At 69.7% G+C, this 20,967-nt stretch carries 12 protein-coding genes; 7 read left to right on the plus strand and 5 right to left on the minus strand.

The features are described 5' to 3' along the window. On the plus strand, positions 1-1,350 hold the full coding sequence (locus ACODR1_RS22250) for a purple acid phosphatase family protein (RefSeq protein ID WP_488882383.1): 1,350 nt from the start codon (positions 1-3) through the stop codon (positions 1,348-1,350). Between the two features lie 66 nt (positions 1,351-1,416). On the opposite strand, the gene ACODR1_RS22255 is transcribed toward ACODR1_RS22250, so the two are convergent. Both ACODR1_RS22255 and ACODR1_RS22260 read right to left on the minus strand, forming a co-directional pair. Beyond that, positions 1,417-8,580 carry a YDG domain-containing protein gene (locus ACODR1_RS22255; RefSeq protein ID WP_488882384.1) on the minus strand — a complete coding sequence of 2,388 codons (7,164 nt, stop codon included), beginning with the start codon at positions 8,578-8,580 and terminating at the stop codon, positions 1,417-1,419. Between the two features lie 27 nt (positions 8,581-8,607). Further along, positions 8,608-10,326, minus strand: a complete 1,719-nt coding sequence (locus tag ACODR1_RS22260; RefSeq protein WP_488882385.1) for a ShlB/FhaC/HecB family hemolysin secretion/activation protein — start codon at positions 10,324-10,326, stop codon at positions 8,608-8,610. A 289-nt stretch (positions 10,327-10,615) separates the two neighbouring features. Here ACODR1_RS22260 and ACODR1_RS22265 point away from each other — a divergent pair, with 289 nt between their 5' ends. Continuing rightward, positions 10,616-11,773 carry an alkaline phosphatase gene (locus ACODR1_RS22265; protein WP_488882386.1) on the plus strand — a complete coding sequence of 386 codons (1,158 nt, stop codon included), beginning with the start codon at positions 10,616-10,618 and terminating at the stop codon, positions 11,771-11,773. A gap of 68 nt (positions 11,774-11,841) precedes the next feature. Here the strand turns inward: ACODR1_RS22265 and ACODR1_RS22270 are convergent, their stop codons facing one another. Together ACODR1_RS22270 and ACODR1_RS22275 are read right to left on the minus strand one after the other, a co-directional pair. Next, positions 11,842-12,537 (minus strand): helix-turn-helix transcriptional regulator, encoded by a 696-nt coding sequence (locus ACODR1_RS22270; RefSeq protein ID WP_488882387.1) that lies wholly within the window; start codon positions 12,535-12,537, stop codon positions 11,842-11,844. A 30-nt stretch (positions 12,538-12,567) separates the two neighbouring features. Further along, positions 12,568-12,771: a hypothetical protein gene (locus tag ACODR1_RS22275; RefSeq protein WP_488882388.1), complete on the minus strand. Its 204-nt coding sequence runs from the start codon at positions 12,769-12,771 to the stop codon at positions 12,568-12,570. 49 nt (positions 12,772-12,820) lie between these two features. On the opposite strand from ACODR1_RS22275, the gene ACODR1_RS22280 reads away from it, so the two are divergent. The 5 genes from ACODR1_RS22280 to ACODR1_RS22300 are packed head-to-tail and all read left to right on the plus strand — an operon-like array spanning position 12,821 to position 20,678. Then, on the plus strand, positions 12,821-15,094 hold the full coding sequence (locus ACODR1_RS22280; RefSeq protein ID WP_488882389.1) for a TonB-dependent receptor: 2,274 nt from the start codon (positions 12,821-12,823) through the stop codon (positions 15,092-15,094). A 2-nt stretch (positions 15,095-15,096) separates the two neighbouring features. Beyond that, positions 15,097-16,041 (plus strand): ornithine cyclodeaminase family protein, encoded by a 945-nt coding sequence (locus tag ACODR1_RS22285; protein ID WP_488882390.1) that lies wholly within the window; start codon positions 15,097-15,099, stop codon positions 16,039-16,041. Then, on the plus strand, positions 16,038-17,747 hold the full coding sequence (locus tag ACODR1_RS22290; protein ID WP_488882391.1) for a M61 metallopeptidase family protein: 1,710 nt from the start codon (positions 16,038-16,040) through the stop codon (positions 17,745-17,747). The genes ACODR1_RS22285 and ACODR1_RS22290 overlap by 4 nt, the downstream gene beginning before the upstream one ends. Beyond that, positions 17,735-19,060, plus strand: a complete 1,326-nt coding sequence (locus ACODR1_RS22295) for a CapA family protein (protein ID WP_488882392.1) — start codon at positions 17,735-17,737, stop codon at positions 19,058-19,060. Before ACODR1_RS22290 ends, ACODR1_RS22295 begins: the two co-directional genes overlap by 13 nt. Position 19,061: 1 nt before the next feature. Then, entirely contained in the window at positions 19,062-20,678 is a 1,617-nt protein-coding gene (locus ACODR1_RS22300) for a M20/M25/M40 family metallo-hydrolase (RefSeq protein WP_488882393.1), read from the plus strand. Here the strand turns inward: ACODR1_RS22300 and ACODR1_RS22305 are convergent. Next, positions 20,675-20,967 (minus strand): amidohydrolase family protein (locus ACODR1_RS22305; RefSeq protein WP_488882394.1); only part of this gene is annotated, 293 nt, incomplete at its 5' end. The two genes, ACODR1_RS22300 and ACODR1_RS22305, sit on opposite strands and share 4 nt — an antisense overlap.

Raw genomic sequence — 20,967 nt, forward strand, 5'->3', positions numbered from 1 at the left:
ATGAAAACCATCCAAACCCTGATGCTCGGGACCGCGCTCGCGGCCCTGGGCGGACCTGCCTTCGCGCAGACGGCCGAGCGCCCGCTGCGTCCCGAGCCCGCGCCGGTCCAGGCGTCCGATCGGCCGGCGGTTCCACCGTCAGTTCAACCCGAGCGGATCATCCTGAATCTCACGGCCGACCCCGCGCACGAGATGGCGGTGACCTGGCGCACCGCGCCGGGGCGGGCGGGCCATGTCGAGTACGCGGAGGCCGAGGACGGTCCGGACTTCATCCAGAAGGCCGCGCGCGTCGCGGCCCTCACCGACGACGCCACCATCGCCGTGCGCGAGGATCCGACCTTCAAGGCGGCCTATCATTCGGTGGTGCTCAAGGGGCTGAAGCCCGAGACGGTCTACGCCTATCGCGTCGGCGACGGCGAGCAGTGGTCCGAATGGCTGCAGTTCCGCACCGCCGCCACGACCGCCAAGCCGTTCACGTTCCTCTACATGGGGGACATGCAGAACAACATCCTCAGCGAGGCCTCGCGCACGATGAGGATGGCGTTCAGCAAGGCCGGCGACGCTGCCTTCGTCATCCATGCCGGCGACCTGATCAATCGCCACGACAGCGACAACGAGTGGGGCGAATGGTTCGCGGCCGGCGGTTTCCTCTACGCCCAGACACCGCAGATGCCGACGCCTGGGAACCATGAGTACGGACGCGGCCCGGTGCTGAACCCGCAGTGGCGTCGCCAGTATACCCTGCCTGAAACCGGCCCGGCGGGCGTCGAGAAGCTCAAGGAGACGGCCTGGACCGTCGACTATCAGGGCCTGCGGCTGATCTCGGTCGATGCGCCGCTGTTCCACGGCGACGAGGCCATGCGCGCCGAGATGGTGCGCTGGCTGGACGGTCTGCTGGCGAACAATCCCAACCGCTGGACGGCGCTGTTCCTGCACTTCCCGCTGTTCTCGATCGATCCCGATCGCGACAACCAGCGGGTGCGCGACGCGCTCAAGCCGCTGATCGACAAGTACGGCGTCGACCTGGTTCTTCAGGCCCACGACCACGGCTATGCGCGCGGCGCCATCGGCGCTGGGGTGATGACCAACGCCGGGCCGGGCCACCCGTCCGACAAGGGCTCGACCTATGTCGTCTCGGTGGCCGGGCCCAAGATGTATCCGGTCGCTCCGCTCAGTTGGGCGACTAGCTCGGCCTCGCGCACCCAGACCTTCCAGACCCTGGAGGTATCGCCCGAGGCGGTGACCTATCGCGCCTTCACCGCGACGGGCCGCCAACTGGACGCCTTCCGCCTGACCAAGGACGCCAAGGGCGTTACGCGGGTGAATACGCTCGATACGGCCGCCCGATAGGTCGCAGCGGCTGGATGGTTCGAGGCAAGGCGGGCGCCGTACTGCGGCGCCCGCCTTGTCGCGTTCTTACGGCAGGGCCGCGACGATGTTGCCGCCGTCGACCGTGGTCGTCTGACGCGGGCAGCCTTCGCCCTGGCAGGCGGGCCCTTCGGTCTGGAGGTTGAGTTCCGGATCCCAGTCGAGGGTGAAGTCGGGGGACTGGGTCACATGCTTGAGCACGATGGAGCCCTCCTGCTCGATGCCGGGGAACCGCGCGATCGTGAAGATCGCGCCCGTGAAGGTCAGGTCGTAGTTCGACGACAGGCTGAGGCTTCCACGCGACACGACGTAGTCGCCTGGCGTCTCGCCGGCCCCCCTCAGGAGCAGGCCGCTGAAGGCGTCGCCGGCGACCAGCGAGCCCAAGGTGATGCGATAGGTGAGGGCGGGGTCGCCCTGGCCGAAGGGCTTGGACAGGTTGTCGGCCGACACGGTCACCTGTCGGCGCAGGATGTCGGCCAGGTCGCTGCTGACGACGCCGAGTTCGTAGTTGGCGGCGTCGGCGCCGGTCAGGGTCGCGCCCGACGCCGTAACGGTCTTGCCGACGCCGGCGTTCCTGTCGCCGAAGGCATAGGTCCCCGAGGCCGAAACCGTTTCGCCGGCGAGCACGCCGGTCAGGACGATCGAGCCCGTGGCGACCGTCGTACCGTCATAGGTCTTGTCGTTGGCGATCAGAGCCCCGGTCAGGGCCTTCTTCAGGATATCGGCGACGTCGGAGGACACCCCGGCGAGGCTGTAGTTGCCCGCATCGGCGCCGGCCAGGGTCACGCCCGAGGCCGTCACCGTCTTGCCGGTGGCGGCGTTCTTGTCGGCGAAGGCATAGGTTCCGCTGGCCGAAACTGCGTCGCCCGAGACCACGCCGGTCAGACCGACCGAACCCGTGGCGACGCTTGTGCCGTCATAGGTCTTGTCGTTGGCGACCAGAGCGCCGGTCAGGGTCTTTTTCAGGATGTCGGCGACGTCGGAGGACACCCCGGCGAGGCTGTAGTTGCCCGCATCGGCGCCGCCCAGGATCACGCCCGAAGCCGTCACCGTCTTGCCGTTGGCGGCGTTCTTGTCGGCGAAGGCGTAGGTCCCGCCGGCCGAGACGGTGTCGCCAGCGATCACGCCGGTCAGGTCGACGGAACCCGTGGCGATCGTCGTGCCGTCATAGGTCTTGTCGTTGGCGACCAGGGCTCCGGTCAGGACCTTCCTGAAGATGTCGGCCTGGGCCGAGGCGAGCGGCGACAGCACGTAGTTGCCGGCGTCGGCGCCCGACAGGACGACGCCCGAAGCCGTGACGGTCTTGCCCGCGCCGGCGTTCCAGTCGGCGAAAGCGTAGGCGCCGGCGGCGGAGACGTCGTCGCCGGTCACCAAGCCGCTCAGGGTGATGGCGCCCGTGGCGGTGGTGCTGCGATCATAGGTCTTGTCGTCGGCGGTCAGCAGGCCGCCGATGGTCTTGGGATCGATCCGCAGGGAGCCTACGCCGTAGCTGAATCCGTAGTTCAGGTCTGAGGTCAGGCTGCCGCTGGCGGTCAGGACATAGGTCCCGGCGTTCTTGCTGGTCGCGCCCGAGACCACGGGCGTCCCCGACCAGGCGTCGGCGGCCGCATCGCCGTTCACCAGGCCGGTGACCGTGGCCGAAACCGAGGGGATGGCCCCGTTATAGGTCACGACCTGGCTGACGGGCGTCACCGCCAGGATCGGCTGGTAGGCGTAGACGAAACGATTGCCGGCGTTGGGCGCCAGGGCGAAGGTCCCAGCCCCGAAGTCGTAGGTCGAGCCGTAGAAGGACTTGCCGGCCAGGCCGTTGAAGCTGTTGCCGGCCGTGGAGCCCGTCGGGTCGCCGAATGCCTGGGTGTAGATCAGCCAGCGTCCGGCGGCGTTGGTCGCGGTCACCGCGTCGGCGCCGCGTCCGTTGGTGAACACCCCGTCGGAGGCCAGGGTCACCGCGTCGCCCGCGCCGTCGGCCACGACCTTGCCATTGGCCGAGAACGCCATGCCGCCGTGTGAGGCGAGCGAAACGCCGCCGGTGCTGTGGACCGTACCGTCGATGGTCAGGGACCGGTTGTCGATCAGCCTGAACAGGCCGCCGGTGTTGCTGAAGTCGCCGAGCTGGACCACCTGGTTGGCCGCGCCGAAATCGCCCCCCCCGACCGACGACCCTGTCAGCCTTTGAGCGGTGATGACGCCGGCGACGGTCTGGGTGATCGCCCCGGCGGAGCGGAGTTCCACCGTCTGGCCGGCGGCGGTGATGGGACCACGCAGGTCGAACGCGGTCGCGCCGTTGAAGGCGAAGCCGCCGGCGGTGACGCTGATGGTGTCCAGATGGGCCACTTCGTTGGCGCCGAGCAGCACGACGCCGGTTCCCGAGACGACGTCCAGCGAATTGCTTCGCAGCACGGCTTGCTGGGTGACGTCGGCGGCGGCGTTCAGGGACAGCGCGCCGCTGACCGCGATCACCCGCCCGGGCGTGGCGTCGCCGAAGCGCAAGGCCCCCGCGGTCGAGCTGACCAGGAGGTCGCCGTCGACATCGGCCGAAACCAGCCGTGTATCGCCGCCGCCGGTGACGAGCGATGTCGCGCCCGCCGTCAGCTGGCCGATCGTCAGCGCGCCGTTGGCCACGGCCACCCTGACATTGTCCTGCGCGGAGAGGATCGTGAGGGCCGTGTTGGCGCGGTCCAGATTGACGTCGACGTCGCCGGTCGCGCTCGACGCCTCGACGATGGTGCTTGCGCCCGCCGAGGTGACGACATTGGCCGCCGTGACGGCGCCGGGCGTCGCCGCGCCGAGGGTCACGTCGCCGCTCGTGGAGCGCACCAGCAGGCTGTTGACCCCGGTTCCGGTCAGGACCGCCGACCCGAGCCTCGCCGCGCCGGTCGTGGCCGTGACCTCGATCAGATCGGCGGCTTCGGCCGAGGCGAGGGTCATGCCGCCGGCGCTGGCGCTGGCCCTGACCTGGCCGGAGGCGGCGCTCAGCGCGCCCAATTGGCCGCTTGTGGCGGTAATGCGAATGTCGCCGCTGGCGCTGGTGATGTCGCCGCCGGTGACGCCGCCCACGGCCGTGACGGTGATGTCGCCGCCATAGGCGAGGGGCGTGCCGGTGAAGTCGAAGGCGCCGACCTTGTCGTCGATGGTCCAGGCGCCGGTCTTGGCGCCCAGCGGCGAGAGGGCCGCCGCCGAGAAGGCGCCGCCGGCAAGGACATAGTCGCCGCCGACCGTGACGCTGGTGGCCAGGTTCACCAGTCCGGTTCCGCCGTCCAGGGTCACCGAGCCGTCGCCGGCGACCGTGTCGAGGGCGATGGCCTGACCGGTCACGCTGATGTCGCCGTCGCCCAGGCCCGCGCCGGCGCTGAGCTGGGCCAGGCCGAGCACCGCGCCGTCCCGGGCGGTGATGGCCAGTTTGCGATCGGCATGGATGGCCGCGGCGCCCAGGTCGAGGTCGCCGAGCGTGTCGGTGATCGTGACGTCGCGGATGACGCCGTTGAACAGGGTAGGGGTCAGGGCGTCGCCGCGGAAATCCTGGGCGGTGATCGTGTAGTCGCCGCCGCTGGTGATCGTGGAACCGGTCTCCAGCGAGCCGCCCATGGCTTCGATACTGATGTTGTAGGCGGCGATCTCGTCGATCTTCAGGTCGCCGGTCTTCTGCACGACGGTGGCGCTGCCGCCGATCGACGCGCCGACCAGCGCGACGCCATTGGTGGCCGAATTGATGTTCACTACGGCGTCGCCGTTGAAGGACATCACCTGCAGCCCGCCCAGGCCGCCGCTGGCGGCGTTGGTGTCGACGTAGTTGGCGGCCGTGATCGAGGCCTTGTCGTCGGCGCCGAAGGTGGCGGTGTTGGCGGCGAGCACGACCACGCCATCCGGTGCGGCGGCGCCGCGCAGGGTCGCATTCCCGTAGAGCGAAGCCACCACCACGGTCTGGCCGGCCTGCGCCAGTTGCACCGTGGCGTCGGTGTCGATGGCCGACACCTCGATCATCCCGTCGGCCGTGACATGACCAAGGTCAACGCCGCCGCCGATGAGTTCCAGGTCGCCGTCGCTGGAGATCAGGCTGGCCAGGCTGCCGTCCAGCAGGCCGTCGGTCTCGACATGGACCAGGCCTGCGCCGTGAACGGAGCCGGTGATCGTCAGGTCCCCGCCGGCGTTGTAGAGGCTGACGTCGCCATTGTTGGCAGTGACGGTTCCGACGGTCATCGCACCGTCCAGCACCTCGGCATAGACGTCGCCGGCCGTGGCCGTCAGCGTTCCGAAGGTTCCCGGACCGCTGGCGATCGTGATGTCCACCTCAGCGCCCCTGACGGTGTCGAGCGCTGCGCTGCCGTCGAGGTGGACCATGGCCGAGCCGCCGGCCGACTTGACCTCGGCCGTGCCCGTGCTTCCACCAGAACGGGCAAACATGTTGCTGGCGGTGATTGCGATATAGTCGGGGTCGCCCAGCACGGCGTTGTTGGCGGCCGATACACTGAGGTCGCGGCCCGCGCCGGCGCCGGTCAGATCGGCCTTGCGCAGGATGGCCTGGCCGCCGGTGGAGTTGACGGTGATGTCGTCGCCGGCCGTCGCCGACAGCAGGTCGATGTCGCCCGCCGCCGTGACCTTGACGTCACCGTCGGCGGTCAGGTCGTAGGCGCTGGTCAGCGCGTCGAAGGATTCCAGCGTCAGGTCGCCCGTCGCGGTCAGGGCGTTGGCCAGCACAAAGCCGCCGTCGGTGTCGGTGATCGACAGGTTGCGGATCGCGCCGCCGGGGTTAAGCGCCGCGCCGCCCCAGTCCCGGGCCTTGGCGGTGTAGTCGCCGCCGTTCACCGTGACGTTGGTGGCGTTGGCCGTGCCGTTCGACGCATCGAGCCAGACGCTGTAGCCGCTGACCGTACCGACGTCGAAGCCGCCGTCGACGCCGATCGAGGCCGTGCCGCTGGTGTTGTTTGCGGTGACCGAGGTCAGGCCGGTGTTCAGGCTGCTGAGGAAGACACGGGCGTCGCCGCCGGTGGAGGTGACGTCGGTGGCGCCGACGCCGCCCGTGCGGCTGACGGTGTTGCCGGGCCCGATCCCGGCCAGGCTGTCGGCGCCCAGGGTGGCCGCGCCCGTGGCGACGACCGACAGGGAGCCCGTGCCCGTGATCGTCGCCTTGCGCAGGGCGGCCGAGCCGTCGAGGGCGCGCACCAGGATCGTGCCGTTGGACGAGGCCGTGGCCACTGAGGCGTCGCCGGTCGTGGCGGTCACCGAGACGCTGTTGGCGCCCGAAAACAGGCCGCCGGCCCCCGTGTTGGTGGTGACGCCCGTCGCGCCGGTCAGGGTCAGGTTGCGTGTCGCCACGACCTGGGTCGCCGAATTGGCCGTCAGGTCGCCTGCCGTGGTGGTGACGGTGACGTCCCGCCCGCCGACATTGCCGGCGATGACCAACGCCTTGGCGTTGTTCAGGACCACGTCGTTGGCCGTGGCCTGGACGCTGATCGCGCGGTCGATCTGATTGTCGCCGCTCAGGTCGACGCCCGTGGCGCCCGACGCCGAGAGGGAGTTGGCTGTGACCACGCCGGCCGTCTGGCTCAGGGCGCCGCCGCTCGACACCAGGGTGGCTTGCCCGGCGGCGCTGTAGTTTCCGGTCAGGGCCAGGCTGTCGCCGCCGGTCCAGATCAGGTGCTTGGTCGAGGAAGCCGACCCCAGGGTCGAGCCGGTGCTCCCGGAGATCCAGACGTCGCCTGCCGCTACGCCGCTGCCCTGGGTGATGGCCGAGCCGACATTGACCGCGCCGGTCGTGGAGCGAGCCGTGACATGGCCGTCGTCGGTGGCGCCCGCGCCGGTCGACTTCAGGGTTGCGCCGCCGGCCAGGAGGTCGCCGCCGGTGGCGACGACTTCCACATCGTCACCGGCCGTGGCCGAGGTGGTGACCGTCGCGGATCCGTTGGAAGCCGTCAGGGTGATGTCGCGCGCGGCGGTCGCGTTGTTCACGCTGACGCTCTCGCCGCTCATCGTCAGGTCGCGGCTGGAAACGCCGGTGGTCAGGGTCGCCGAGGTGGCGCCGCTGACGGTGATGTCGCCGGCCTTGGAGCCCGTGCCTTGCGTGAGCAGCGTGCCGCCCGAAGCCGAGCCGTTGGTCGAGCGGATCAGGATATGGCTGTCGTCGGCGCCCGTGCCGCTCGTCTTGATGTAGGCGCCGCCTGCCGTGACATTGCCGTCGGCGGTGATCTCGACGTCGTCGCCGGCGAAGATCCGGTTGGTCACATAGGCCTGGGTCGTGCCGGTGACATAGACGCTGCGCACGGCGTCGACGGTGCTCATGAACACCTGCGGCGCGCTCAGCGTCAGATCGCGCGCCGAGTTGCCGAGGGTCAGCGAGGCCGACCCGTTGCTGGTGATCAGGATGTCGCCCGAGGCCGTGGTGGTGGCCGCGCCGACCGAACTGTTGTTGCTCGACGAGACCGTGACGCCGGTGGCGCCGGTGATCTGGGTCACGGTCGCGCCGGGGCCGCCTGCGGTGACCGTGGCCGCGCCGCTGGTGGCGGTGACCTCGGAGGCGGTAATCGAGCCGGACGTCGTGCTTATCTGGGCTGTCGCGCCGTACGCCGTCTGGACGTTGAGGGCGCCGCTGGTGGCGCTGAGCAGGACGTTGCCGGCCGCGTCGATCGAAGCGCTGGTCGCCGAGCTCAGCGTGCTCATCCGGATCATGGCGTTCGACGCGGCGCGCAGGACGGCGGTCGGATCGGCGGCGTTGACGAAGTTGGCGTCGATCAGGCCCGTGCCGCCGGCGAATACGAACCCGCCCGCTGTCATGGTCGCGCCGGGCGAGACGATCACGCCTTGGGGCGAGTAGAACCAGATGTTGCCGCCGGTGGCCGCGCCGACCTTGCCGGTGATCACCGCGCCGTTGTCGATGGCGATCTGGCTGGTGGTCTTGTTCAGCACGATGTCGCTGGAGGCGTTGAACAGGAAGTCCATCGTGTCGCCGCTGCTGACGTGCAGGCTGGACCAGTTGATCACCGTCCGGGACGCGTTCAGCTGAATCTGCAGGGTGATGGCGTCGGGATATGTGATCAGCGGCTGCGAGCCGCCGGACGAGACGGTGATGTTGCCCGCTCCAGGGATCCCCGGAAGGGTTCCCGCCAGAGCCGGCTGGACGAGCATGGCGGCCACGCCGCACAGGGCCGAGGCCGCCAGCAGTTTTGTCCGGCGCTGCGAGCGCGAGGCGGTGCGGGAAAGGATCGGGGACTGGGTCATGGAGAGCGCTCCGGAGACTTCAGCAAACTAGAACAGGGCGGCGGACAGCGAGACGAGCACGCGCGAGGACGGTGCGTCGCCGACGCCGAACGGGCTGTCGAAGGGCTTGGCCCAGGTCAGGTCGAGCGCCACCCGCGAGGTCAGTTGGGCGCGCACGCCGACACCGGCCGAGGTCAGGTCCAGCTTGCCGGCGCCGACCCCCAGATTGGTCAGTTCGGCCAGGTCGTAGAAGGCGTAGGGGCGCCAGGCCGCGCGACCGCCGTTGAAGGGCAGGGGAACGGTGCTGAACTCCAGCGAGGCCGCCAGGGCGCGATCGCCCGACGCCGACGACGGGTCGTAGCCGCGCCCGATCGTCAGGTTGCCGACGCCGTATTCCTCATACGACAGCAGCGGGTCGTCGGTGTGCTGCCAGACGACGTTCAGCTTGCCGATCACCGGTCCGGCGAGGCGGCCGCCGATCTCGCCCTCGGTCCGCAGCACGGTGGCCTTGGGCTTGCCCAGGAAGCGCGAGGCCGAGAGGTCGCCATAGCGGCTGGCGCCCAGGCCGTTGCTGCCCTGGCGCACCTCGAACACGCCGGTCATGGCCACCGAATGGGCCGCCAGGCTGGCGGGCGCGTAGTGGCCGTCCAGCCGCAGGAAGAACACCCGCAGGTGATCCTCGGTCAGGGTGGCCAGGCCGCCGCCGAACTCGACCTTCTGGTCGATCCAGTCGAGGCCGACGCCGATGTTGAGGTTGCGGTTGCGATGGCGCGTCAGCGGATAGGTCAGGCGCACGCTGCCGGCGAAGGAGTCGCCTTCCAGGTCCAGCGGCTTGAGAACGTCGCCCGGCTTGGTCCAGCCCCAGGCGCCCGACAGGTCGGCGGTGAGGCCGTCGGCGCCGATATAGAAGCGCTCGGCCACCTGGATGACCCGCTGCTCGTCGCTGGACAGCGTGCCGTAGCCGAGGATCGAGGTGCGCTCGCCCAGCGGCGTGAAGCCGTTGAGATCCAGGCGTGCGAGGGTCAGGTCGCGGCCGACGGTCTTGGAGCCGTAGTTCTGGGCGACCACCGAACCGTCGACGGCGTCGCGGGCGATGGCGATCTCCAGGTCCAGGGCGCCGTCGCCGGACGCCGAGGGCTTCAGCGCCGACTGGATGCGCACGCCCGGCACGTCTGAAGCCAGCAGCAGGTAGCGCTGGGCGACGTCGAGGTCGAACGGCGCCATGCCGCGCAACTGGTTGAGGAACCGCACGACCTGCTTCTGGGCCGGGCCCGCGTCGCCGTGATAGTTCACCGATCCGATCCGGGCCTCGACCACCGTGAGGGTCAGGCGGCCGTCGGCGATGCGCTGCTCGGGAATGACGACATTGGCCAGCACGCCGCGCCGCAGATAGAGCGCCGCGACCCGATCGCGGATGTCGCAGACTGCGCTGAGCGGCGCTTCGCGGCCCAGGAACTCGGCATAGGTCGAGGCCAGGGCCTGTTCCGGCACGGCCAGGGCGCCGGAGGTTCCGCCCTGGAAGTCCACGGCCTTCAGCGTGACCTTGATGGGGCTGTCGCGGAAGGCGCAGGGACCAGCCTCGACGCCCTTGAACAGGTCGCCGCGCGGGGCCGCGGCGATGGGAGCGGCGTTGGCTGGGTCGAGCTCCTGGCGCGAGGGCAGGGCGACCTGGGCGAACGCGGGGACTGCGGTGAGCAGGGGCGCGCCAATGCACATGGCTGCGACCGCGCCGACCAGGGCGCGCCGCATACGGAACAAAACTTTCAAGCCCCCAACCCTCCGGCCTGCGAGCGCGACATCGCCCTCAACCTGGACATTACTATGATGCAAAATCGCGCAAGATAACACCGGTCAGCGTACGCGAGGCGTTGGTATGGGTAACGTCGCGGTCTGAACGTCCCGGACCGGAACGGTTCGGGCGACGCCTTGCGCGGCGTCGGCCTTCGCGTCCGGCGCGGGCGACGCCCGGATCGCTGTAACAGTCATTTCACACGAATCTCGCGGCGCAGCCGCTAGAAGGCGCATCCGTCGGAGCGAAGTTCGCTTGAGGATGCAGATGCTTAAACACCTTTTCGCCGCCGCTTCGCTGTCGTTGGTGATGTCGTCCGCGGCTCTGGCGCAGGGGGGATCGCGCCCGCCCGCCGCTCCGGCACCGCAGAAGGCCAGGAACGTCATCGTCTTCCTCGCCGACGCGGGCGGCGTGCCGTCGGTCAACGCCGCCAGCCTGCTGGCCTACGGCGAACCGCTGAAGCTGCATATCCAGACGTGGCCCAACCTAGGCCTCAGCGAGACCTCGCCGGTCGACCAGTTCGTTTCGGACTCGGCCAACGGCATGTCCTCGATCATGACCGGGGTGAAGACCCGCAACGGCGTGATCAGCCAGTCGCCCGCCGCGGTGCGCGGCAAGGTCGATGGCGCGCCGACCAAGACCCTGCTGGAATACGCCGAGGAGCGGGGTCTGCGCACGGGCGTCGTGACCTCCGAGCCGATCACCGACGCCACGCCGGCAGCGACCTATGCGCACTCGAACGACCGCGAGAAGTGGGGCGAGATTTTCCCGCAGGCCTTCTCGCCGCGCTTTGGCGACGGGGTCGACGTGATGTTCGGCGCCGGCCGCCGCAAGATCGGCGAACAGCTGGCCGCGCGCGGAACCGGCTTCGACCAGTTGGCCAAGGCGCATGATCGGCCTATCTACGCCAAGCTCGAGGATGCAACTTTGGCCAACACCCGGCCCGTGGTCGTGGCCGACCAGATCGACGTCCGCGCGGCCGCCCTGCGCGCGCTCGACCTGCTTCAAGCCTCGCCCAAGGGCTACCTGCTGGTGATCGAGTGGGACGCCCACACCGACGATCCCCGCAAGGGTCTGCAGAACATCGTCGACCTGGACAAGCTGATCGCCGAGATCGAGGGGCGGGTCGACCTGAAGGACACCCTGCTGCTGTTCACGGCCGATCACTCGTTCGGCCTGCAGGTGGATGGCGGCCGTCGCGGCGAGCCGGTGCTGGAAGGCTACGACGCCTGGAAGGCGGCCGGGAAGGACGAGGAGATCGTCCGTCTCAAGAACGTCATGGTCAACCGCAGCCACACCGGCGAAGAGGTCGTGGCCCTGGCGACCGGCGCTGGCGCCGAGCGCGTGCGCGGCTACTTCCCCAACACCCACCTGTTCCAGATCATGATGGACGCCTGGGGCTGGAAACCGGACGCGGCCAACTAGGACAGCCTCCAGCCCCGTCCGTCGACCTAGAACACGTCGTCGACGTGCAGGCGGCCCAGCGACCCCGTTCAGGAGCGCTTGGCGCCGATCTCGTCGAGATAGTTGTAGATCGTGAACTTGGTGACCCCCAGGCGCGCGGCGACGCGTTCGACCGAGCCGCGGATCACGAACAGACCGCGCTCGTGCATGATCGCGACGGCGGCCTTCTTCTCGGTTTTCGACATGCGGTCGACAGGCGCGCCGGCGGCTTCGAGCGCCGAGACGATGATCTCCTCGATCAGGCCCTCGATATTGCCTTCCGACCGGGGGGCGGGCAGGGGCGGCAGGACGCTGGGGATCAGGGCCGCCTGCACCTCGCGCTGGATGCGCTCGATCGCGCCCAGGTCGACGTTCAGGCACAGGGCGGCGGCGGGAACGCCCTCCTCGTCGAACAGCACCACCGAGGACGAGCGCAGGGCGCGTCCGTCGCCGGTCCGGGAGGTGTAGTTGGAGACCACGCGCACCTCGTTGGGGTGGGCGGCGGCCTTGCTGGCGACCAGGGTGTCGAAGGCCTTGTCCTCGGCAGGGCCGGAGATGATCGCAGAGCCCACGCTGCGGCCGCTGACGTGGCCGTTGACGATCTCGATGATCGAGGATTCCGGTTCGCGCAGGTTATGGACCACCACCTCGGTGTGCTGGTTCACGGCGCATTCCAGCGCCTTGGCCACGCCCTGAAGCACGCCCAGCAGGGCCTTTTCGTCTTGCACGGCGGTCTGGTCTTTCATGCGGGGCGGTGAGCCGGGAACGAAGCGACGTCATTCAACAGAGCGTTGATATTCCGGCCTTGTCGCCTGTGCAACACGATCGCCGTTCGGCTTCGAAACGCGGCCCGGCGCCTGCCGTTTGATCAGCAATGGACTGGAATGCATGCGAAAATCCGCACGCATCAACATGCAGTCGATGCCTTCCACAAAATGTTGAAGGCGTCTTCGTTCTGTTGCAAAGCTGTTGTCGAACATGGGTCTTGGGTCGGCGGGGGACGCCGCGCCCGGATAATTGGGGACTGCGATGCGCAACGGTTTGAAGGCTTTCCTGCTGGCGGGTTCGGGCGGCGCGTGCCTCCTGGCCGGTTCCCTGGCTCACGCCCAGGACGCGGCCGACGACACGACGATCGGCGAGATCGTGGTGACGGCGCAGAAGAAGTCCGAGCGCCTGCTGGACGTGCCGGTCTCGGTGGCGGCGGTCACGGGCGATAGCCTGTCTCGGCAGAACCTCGTGCAGGTGCGGGACTTCTACAACCGCGTGCCCGGCGTCTCGCTGAGCGGCGGCGGGACCGAGCAGCGCGCCAACGGCGTGGCTATCCGCGGCGTCACCACCGGCGGCGGCACGGCGGCCACCGTGGCCTTCGCCCTTGACGACGTACCGCTGACCTCGGGCGCGGCCTCGGCCCAGTCGCCGCTGATCGACATCGATCCGTCCGACCTGCAGCGCGTCGAGATCCTGCGCGGCCCGCAGGGCACGCTCTACGGCGCCTCCAGCCTGGGCGGCCTGGTCAAGTACGTGACGGTCAGCCCTGACACCGAGCGGTTCAGCGGCCGCATCGAAGCCGGCGCCAACACCGTCTCCGGCGGCGGCGAGGGCTGGTCGCTGCGCGGCTCGGTCAACCTGCCGATCGTTAGCGAGAAGCTGGCCCTGCGCGTCAGCGGCTTCACCCGCAATGATCCGCCGTATCTCGACAACATCAACGCCAAGGCCGCGGGCGAGGACATCAACGACAACCGCGTCGAGGGAGGCCGCGCCGCGCTGCTGTTCAAGCCGACCGAGGCCCTGAGCATCGACCTGTCGGTGCTGCGCCAGGAAGCCAAGTTCAACGGCAGCCCGCAGATCCGCATCTGCCCGTCGTGCGGCACGGGCGCCTTCACCGGCGGTGTCGACTTCACGCCCTATTACGGCGACATGACGCTGAACATCGCGCCGACCAAGCGCGACGTCGACGTGACCCTGTACCAAGGCCGCGCCACCCTCGACCTGGGCTTCGCCGACCTGACCTCGGTCAGCGCCTATAACCGCATCAAGTCGGCTTCGGACCTCGACCAGACCAACACCTTCGGCTTCCTGCTGTCGGCCTTCTCGGCGCCGACCGGCTCCAGCGTCTCGCTGGTCAACGCCGACCAGACCAAGAAATTCAGCCAGGAGATCCGCCTGGCTTCGAAGTCGGACGGCCCGCTGGAATGGCTGGTCGGCGGCTTCTACACCCGCGAGAAGATCTCGGTCGACCAGACGCTGGTCGTGCGCCCGACGACGGGGTCGGACACGACCGCCTACGCCTCGGTGGGGCCGGCCAAGTTCGAGGAAAAGGCGGCGTTCGCCGACGTCACCTACCACTTCACGCCAGCCTTCGACGTGCAGGCCGGCGTACGCTACTCGTCGAACGACCAGAGCAGCGCCTCGACCACGACCATCGCCCCGCAGGCCGTCCGCTTCTTCGGTCCGAGCTCGTCGGAGCCCCGGGCCAAGTCGTCGGACGACGCGGTCACCTGGCTGCTGACGCCGAGCTACAAGATCTCGCCCGACGCCATGGCCTATCTGCGCATCGCCACCGGCTATCGCCCGGGCGGTCCCAACGGCGCGGGCGTCACGGGCGTTCCGCTGTCGTTCCAGTCCGACAGCGTGGTCAGCTACGAGGCCGGCCTGAAGGGCGTGATCCGGGCGGCGCGCTTCACCTACGAGGCTGCGCTGTTCCGGGTCGACTGGGACGACATCCAGCTCCTGACCACCGACGTGGCCACGCAGTTCACCTACTACACCAACGGCTCCACCGCCCGCAGCCAGGGCCTGGAACTGTCGGGCCGCTGGGCGCCGATCGGCGGCTTGTCGTTCGACGGGGCCCTGACCCTGCTGGACGCCAAGCTGTCGGACGACCTGAGGGCGCCGGCCGGCGCTTCGCCGATCTATGGCGACAAGGGCGATCGTCTGCCGGGCTCGGCCAAGGTCTCGGCCAGCCTGTCGAGCGACTACGACTGGTCGATCGGCCACGGCTTCTCGGCCACGGTCGGCGCCAGTGTGGCCTATGTCGGCGAGCGCTACGGCGACTTCGCCAACATCCTGCCGACGGCGACGGGCAACACCGCCTACGGTTCGCGCATCCAACTGCCGTCCTACACCACGTTCGACGTGCGCGGGGGGATCTACAACGCCGACTGGCGCTTCACCGCCTACATCAAGAACCTGGGTGACGAGCGCGGCGTCGTGGAGGCGACCACCCGTGGCGGAACCAGCTCGCCGCAGGCCATCTTCCTGCAGCCGCGCACCGCGGGCGTCTCGCTGAGCCGCAGCTTCTAGGCATGCGGTTCTTCGACGAAGCCGCCGTTCTGCAGCGCCTCGATCTCGATGGCTGCCGGACGGCGGTGCGCGAGGCGATGGTGGCCCTGTCGACGGGCCAGACCCGGCAACTGCCCCGCTCGATCATCCCGATCGGCGCGGGGCGGCTGTTCGGCCAGATGCCGGGCGCGCTGCTCAACGGCGGCTATTTCGGCGCTAAGCTCATCAGCGTGTTCGCCGAGCCCGACCGTCCAGGCCGCAGCGCCCACCAGGGCGTGGTGGTGCTGTTCGACGCGCAGAGCGGCCAAGCCGTCTGCGTCGCCGACGCCGGCGCCATCACCCAGATCCGAACCGCGGCGGGCACGGCGGCGGCCACCGACGCCTTGGCGGTTCCCGACGCCGAGCGCCTGACCCTGATGGGCCACGGCCACCAGGCCAGCGCCCATATCGAGGCCCTGGCGCGGGTGCGGACGCTTCGGGAAGTGCGAGTTTGGGGGCGATCGCTCGAGCGCGCCCAAGCCTTCTGCGCTCAGATGGCGGAGAGCACTGGCCTGTCCGTGGTCGCTGTCGAGGACGCCCGCGAGGCCGTGGCCGACGCCCAGATCGTCTGCACCGTCACCGGCGCGGTCGAGCCGGTGCTGATGGCCGAATGGCTGACGCCGGGAACCCATGTGAACCTGGTCGGCGCCAGCGTCGCCTCGGCCGCCGAGGCCGAAGCGGCCGTAGTGTCGGTCGGGCGCTATTTCGTCGAGAGCCGAGAGTCGGCGCGAAACGGGGCAGGGGAGTTCCTGCGCGCCATCGCCGCCGGCCTCGTCTCCGAGGACTGCATCCAGGCGGAGATCGGCGAGGTCTTCGCCGATCCGGCGGCAGGGCGACGGTCGCCATCGGACGTTACCGTATACAAGTCGATCGGCCACGCCGTGCAGGACCTGGCGGCGGCGGCCTATCTCTACGAGCAGGTGAAATGACCCTGAGAACCCGTCTGCTGGCCGGGCTGGCCGCCGTCTTCATCCTGGCGCCCGTCGGCGCGAGCCTGGCCCAGCCCGCGCGGTCCCTGGACGTGCGGCTGACGCCCGGCCGTATGGACGAGGCCAGGGGCGCGGGCAGCCTGGCGGTGGAGTTGAGGTTCTCCGATCTTTCGGTCCAGGCGGGCGGGCCGCTGCTGACCCTGCCGCTGGTGATCGCCAATACGGCTACGGTCGCCGACACCCTGACCGGCCTCACGGTGACCGACGCCGACGGTGACATCCCCCTGACGATCAAGGACGATCCCGCCACGGGCATGGTCTGGTCGCGGCGCTGGCTGGCCGGACGCGCCACGCGCGGTCCCGTCGTGGTCCGCTATCTGGCCCCCGTCGACAACACCCCGCCCACGCGCGGCTCGGGTCCGCCCTATGCGCTGCGCACCGAAGGCGGCGGCGTCTCGGGCGTCGGCAACACCTTCATCCTGCTGCCGGAAGACCAGATCGCGCGCCGCATCCGCATCGGCTGGGACCTTGGCGCCCTGCCCAAGGGCTCGACGGCGACCTCCAGCTTCGGCGAGGGCGACGTCGCCTTGCCGGACGGTCCCGCCGGCCAACTGGCCTCGACGGTGTTCATGGCCGGGCCGATGAAGCGCGAACCGGCGGCGGTGTCCGAGACGGGTTTCTCGGCCGCCTGGATGGGAGCGCCGCCGTTCGATCCGGCGCCCTTGATGGCCTGGACCAACCGTCTGCACGGCTGGATGAGCGGCTTCTTCCACGACAAGGCCGTCCCGCCGTATCGCGTCTTCCTGCGATACAATCCGATCAACGCCGGCGGCGGCACGGCCCTGACCCGCTCGTTCCTGACCACCTACGGCGCCGACACCAGGGGTGACAGCCTCAAGGGCACGCTGTCGCACGAGATGGTCCACACCTGGACCGACTCCGACGCCGGCCAGTGGTACGGCGAGGGGATCGCCGTCCACTATCAGGGCCTGCTGCCCTTCCGGGCCGGGCTGCTGTCGGCCGACGAGTTCCTGGAAGACCTCAACGACACCGCCCGGCGCTACTACGCCAATCCACTGAACGGCACGCCCGACCACGAGATCATGCCGCGCTTCTGGGAGGACAGCCGCGTCCGCGTGCTGCCCTATGACCGCGGCGGGCTCTATTTTGCGGTGCTGGACGGCAAGATCCGTCGCGCCAGCGGCGGCAAGCGCTCGGTCGACGACCTGGTGCTGGAAATGAACCGTCGCTTCGCCGCCGGCGAAAAGGCCGATGACGCCGCCTGGATCGCGCTGGTGACCGGCGAGCTGGGCGAGGACGGCCGCAAGCTGCACGAGGTCATGCTGGCTGGCGGGCTGATGCTGCCGCAGGCCGATGACTTCGGGCCCTGCTTCACCCGCACGACGGCCAAGGTGCGCCGGTTCGAGCTGGGCTTCGAGCCCAAGTCGCTGGTCGGCACGACCAAGACCATCCGGGGGCTGATCCCCGGTTCGGAAGCCGCCAAGGCCGGGCTCAGGGACGGCGACGTCGTCACCTATGCCGTGGCGCTGGACGGCGTGCAGGGCGATCCGGCCGCGACCCTGACCTTGAAGGTCACGCGCGACGGCAAGACCTTCCCGCTGACCTACCTGCCGCGCGGCGAGCAGGCCCAGGTCTATCAATGGGCCCGCAAGCCTGGGACCGAGGGGATGAAATGCGTCTACTGATCACCGCGCTCCTGGCCGCTTCCGTCGCCGGATCGGCCGCCGCTCAGGCGCCCGCCACCGTCAAGGACGGCTTCTCGCTGGCGGTGACCGGCGACCTGATCGGGCCCGAGCATCCGATCACCGGCCTTGGCGATCCCGGCACGCTGCGGATCCAGCGCTTGCTCTCCGGCGCCGACGCGGCCTTCGGCAACCAGGAAGGGGCGATCTTCGATTTCGACAAGTTCCCCGGCTGGCCGGCGGCCCAGAACGGCGGCGGCACGCCGGTCAACGATGCGGCTGTGGCCTTCGACCTGAAGGCCATGGGCTTCAAGCTCATGTCGATGGCCAACAACCACGCCACCGATTTCGGTGTCGAGGGCATGGTGCTGACCCAGAACGCGCTCGACGCGGCCGGCGTCGTCCATGCCGGCACGGGCGATAGTCTGACGGTGGCCCGCAAGCCCGCCTACGCCAAGACCGCGCGCGGCACGGTGGCGCTGGTGTCATTCGCCGGCAGCTATACCGACATCTCCCTGGCCGCCGACGCCAATCTGACCCGCGGCTTCCGGGCCCGTCCGGGCCTGGCCCCACTGCGCTCACGCGAGCTGCAGCGCGTCACGCCCGAACAGATGCGGACCCTGCGCGAGATCGCCGCCCGCTCGGCGACGCCCGATGCGACCAAGAATCCCGAGGTGTTCACCGCCGCCAAGAGCGGTGACGAGCTGACCATCGGCCGCACCACCTTCCGCGTCGACGGGCGCCTGGGTCTCAGCTACGACCTCGACGTCGGCGATAGGGCCGCCGCCCTGGCCAGCGTCAAGGAAGCACGGGGCAAGGCGGATCTGGTGCTGTTCTCGATCCACGCCCACGAGACGGCCTCGTCCGATCCGGAGGACATCCGGCCGGCCGACTACATGCAGCCGCTGTTCCACGAGCTGATCGACGCCGGCGCCGACGCGGTGGTGCGCCACGGCCCGCACGCCCTGCTGGGCGTCGAGCTCTACAAGGGGCGGCCGATATTCTACGGCATGGGCAGCCTGATGTTCCAGGTCGGCGACAGGAACCGCCAGTTCCGGGGCTTCACCCTGCCGGCCGAGTGGTACGACGGCGCGGTGGCGGTCAGCGAGTATCGCAACGGCCGCGTGGCCGTGATCCGCATCCATCCCTTCATCCAGAACCTGGAGGACGAGCGCCTGCAGGGCACGCCGAAGTCGCCGTCGCACGAGGACGCCCAGCGGATCCTCAAGCGCATCCAGGCCGCCTCCGTGCAGTTCGGTACCCGTATCGAGATCGAGGGCGACGTCGGCGTGATCCGCCTGCCGGCGGAGCGCTGAGGTGAGGCTGGCGAGACGGCAGGCCCTGGCCGGTCTGGGCGCGCTGGCTCTGGCGCCGAAGGCCCAGGCCCGCGAGGCACCCGGTCCCGATCTCGCCCTCTACCAGGCGATCCGCGACGAGGGCCTCAGGCGCGGCCTGGCCATGTCCTTCGCCACGAGCCTGGTCGACGAGGTCGGCGCCCGACTGATGGGATCGCCCAACATGCGGCGCGCCTATGATTGGGCCCTGGCGCGGATGCGGGGACTAGGGCTCAGCGATCCACGGCTCGAACCGATCGGCCCGTTCGGCCTTTCCTGGCGACAGACCCTGGCTTGGGCGCGGATGACCGCGCCCGACGCCGTCCAGTTCGCCGCCGTGGCCAGCCCCTGGTCGGTGGCGACCAAGGGCGCGGTCGCCGGCCAGGCGATCGCCGTGCGCCTGGACAGCGACGAAGACCTCGAACGCGCGAAGGGAAGGCTCGCCGGCCGGATCGTGCTGCTGACGCCGCCCAAGTCCGACACCGCCGAAGCGCCTGCCATCGTCCGCTACAGCGACGAGCAGGTCCTGAAGGGCGACGCCGCGCAGGCCGTCAGCGCCTACTACCGCACCGTCGCCGAGCGCCGCGTGCGCCAGGGGCGGGAAGGGCTGTTCAAGGCTCGCCGCAACGCCTTCCTGGCGGCGCAGGGCGTGCGGGCCGTGCTGATCGACGGCGGCGGCGCCGAGCCTGGCGCCATGGTCGTCGACGGCTCCGAACTCGGCGGTCGTCCATGGCTGATCGCCGAGCGGCCGTCCTTTCCCGCGCTCTATGTCGACGGCGCGGCCTATGCGCGCTGCTGGCGTCTTGCGCAGGCCGGCGCGGCGCCGCGCCTGGAGTTGGAGATCGCCACCGAGGAGGGCGATCCCGCCGAGCCCGGCTACAACGTCGTGGCCGAGCGCCCGGGACAGGATCCGGCCCTGAGGGCCCAGGTGGTGCTGGCGGGCGCGCATCTCGATAGTTGGGCGGCGGGCGCGGGCGCCGCCGACAATGGCGCGGGCGTGGCCGCGACCCTGGAGGCGATCCGCATCCTGCGTGCGGTCGGGGCCAAGCCTCGCCGCACCATTCGCGTCGTCCTCTACGGCGGCGAGGAGCAGGGGCTCTACGGCTCCGAAGCCCATGCGAAGCAGCGTCTGGGCTGGATCCCGCGCTCCACCACGCCCGAACAGGTGGCCCTGGCGGTCCAGGGGCGACGGGCCAAGGTCGGACCGCTGCGCAAGGGGAACGAGTACGAAGACTTCAGCGTCGCCTTCAATCTCGACGGCGGCTCGGGTCGTATCCGGGGGGTGTTCACCGGCGGCAATCCGGCCCTGGCCGAGCTCTACCGCGCCTGGATCGCGCCGCTGAAGGACCTGGGCGTGCTGGCCGTCTATGACGGGCCGCACTGGCCCGCCGACCAGTCGACCTTCACCGAGATCGGCCTACCCGGGATCTCGTTCCTGCAGGATCCGCTCGACTATGACAGCCGGGCGCACCACGCGAGCCTCGATACGCTGGAGCGGCTGTCGCCGGCCGATCTGGCCCAGGCCGCGACCGTGCTGGCGATCTTCCTGATCAACAGCGCCAACAGCGACACGCGGGCGCCGCGTCCCGCGCCATTCTAACCCTGCCCGTCGATCCAGGTCCTGACGACGTTGCGCTGGTCGTCGAGGAGGACGAGGTCTGCGGCCATGCCGGGGGCGATGGTTCCGCGCTGGTTTGCGAGGCCCAGGAATGCGGCGGGGGCGCTCGAGGCCATCATGACGGCGTCGTCCAGCGACAGGCCCAGCATGTCGACGGCGTTGCGGACGGCGCCGATCATGTCGAGATCCGAGCCGGCCAGGGTGCCGCCGGGGCCGACGCAGACGCCGTCCTGGACGGTGATGGCCTGGCCCTGCAGGACGAAGCGCTTGT

It is taken from the genome of Caulobacter sp. FG7, assembly GCF_057808875.1.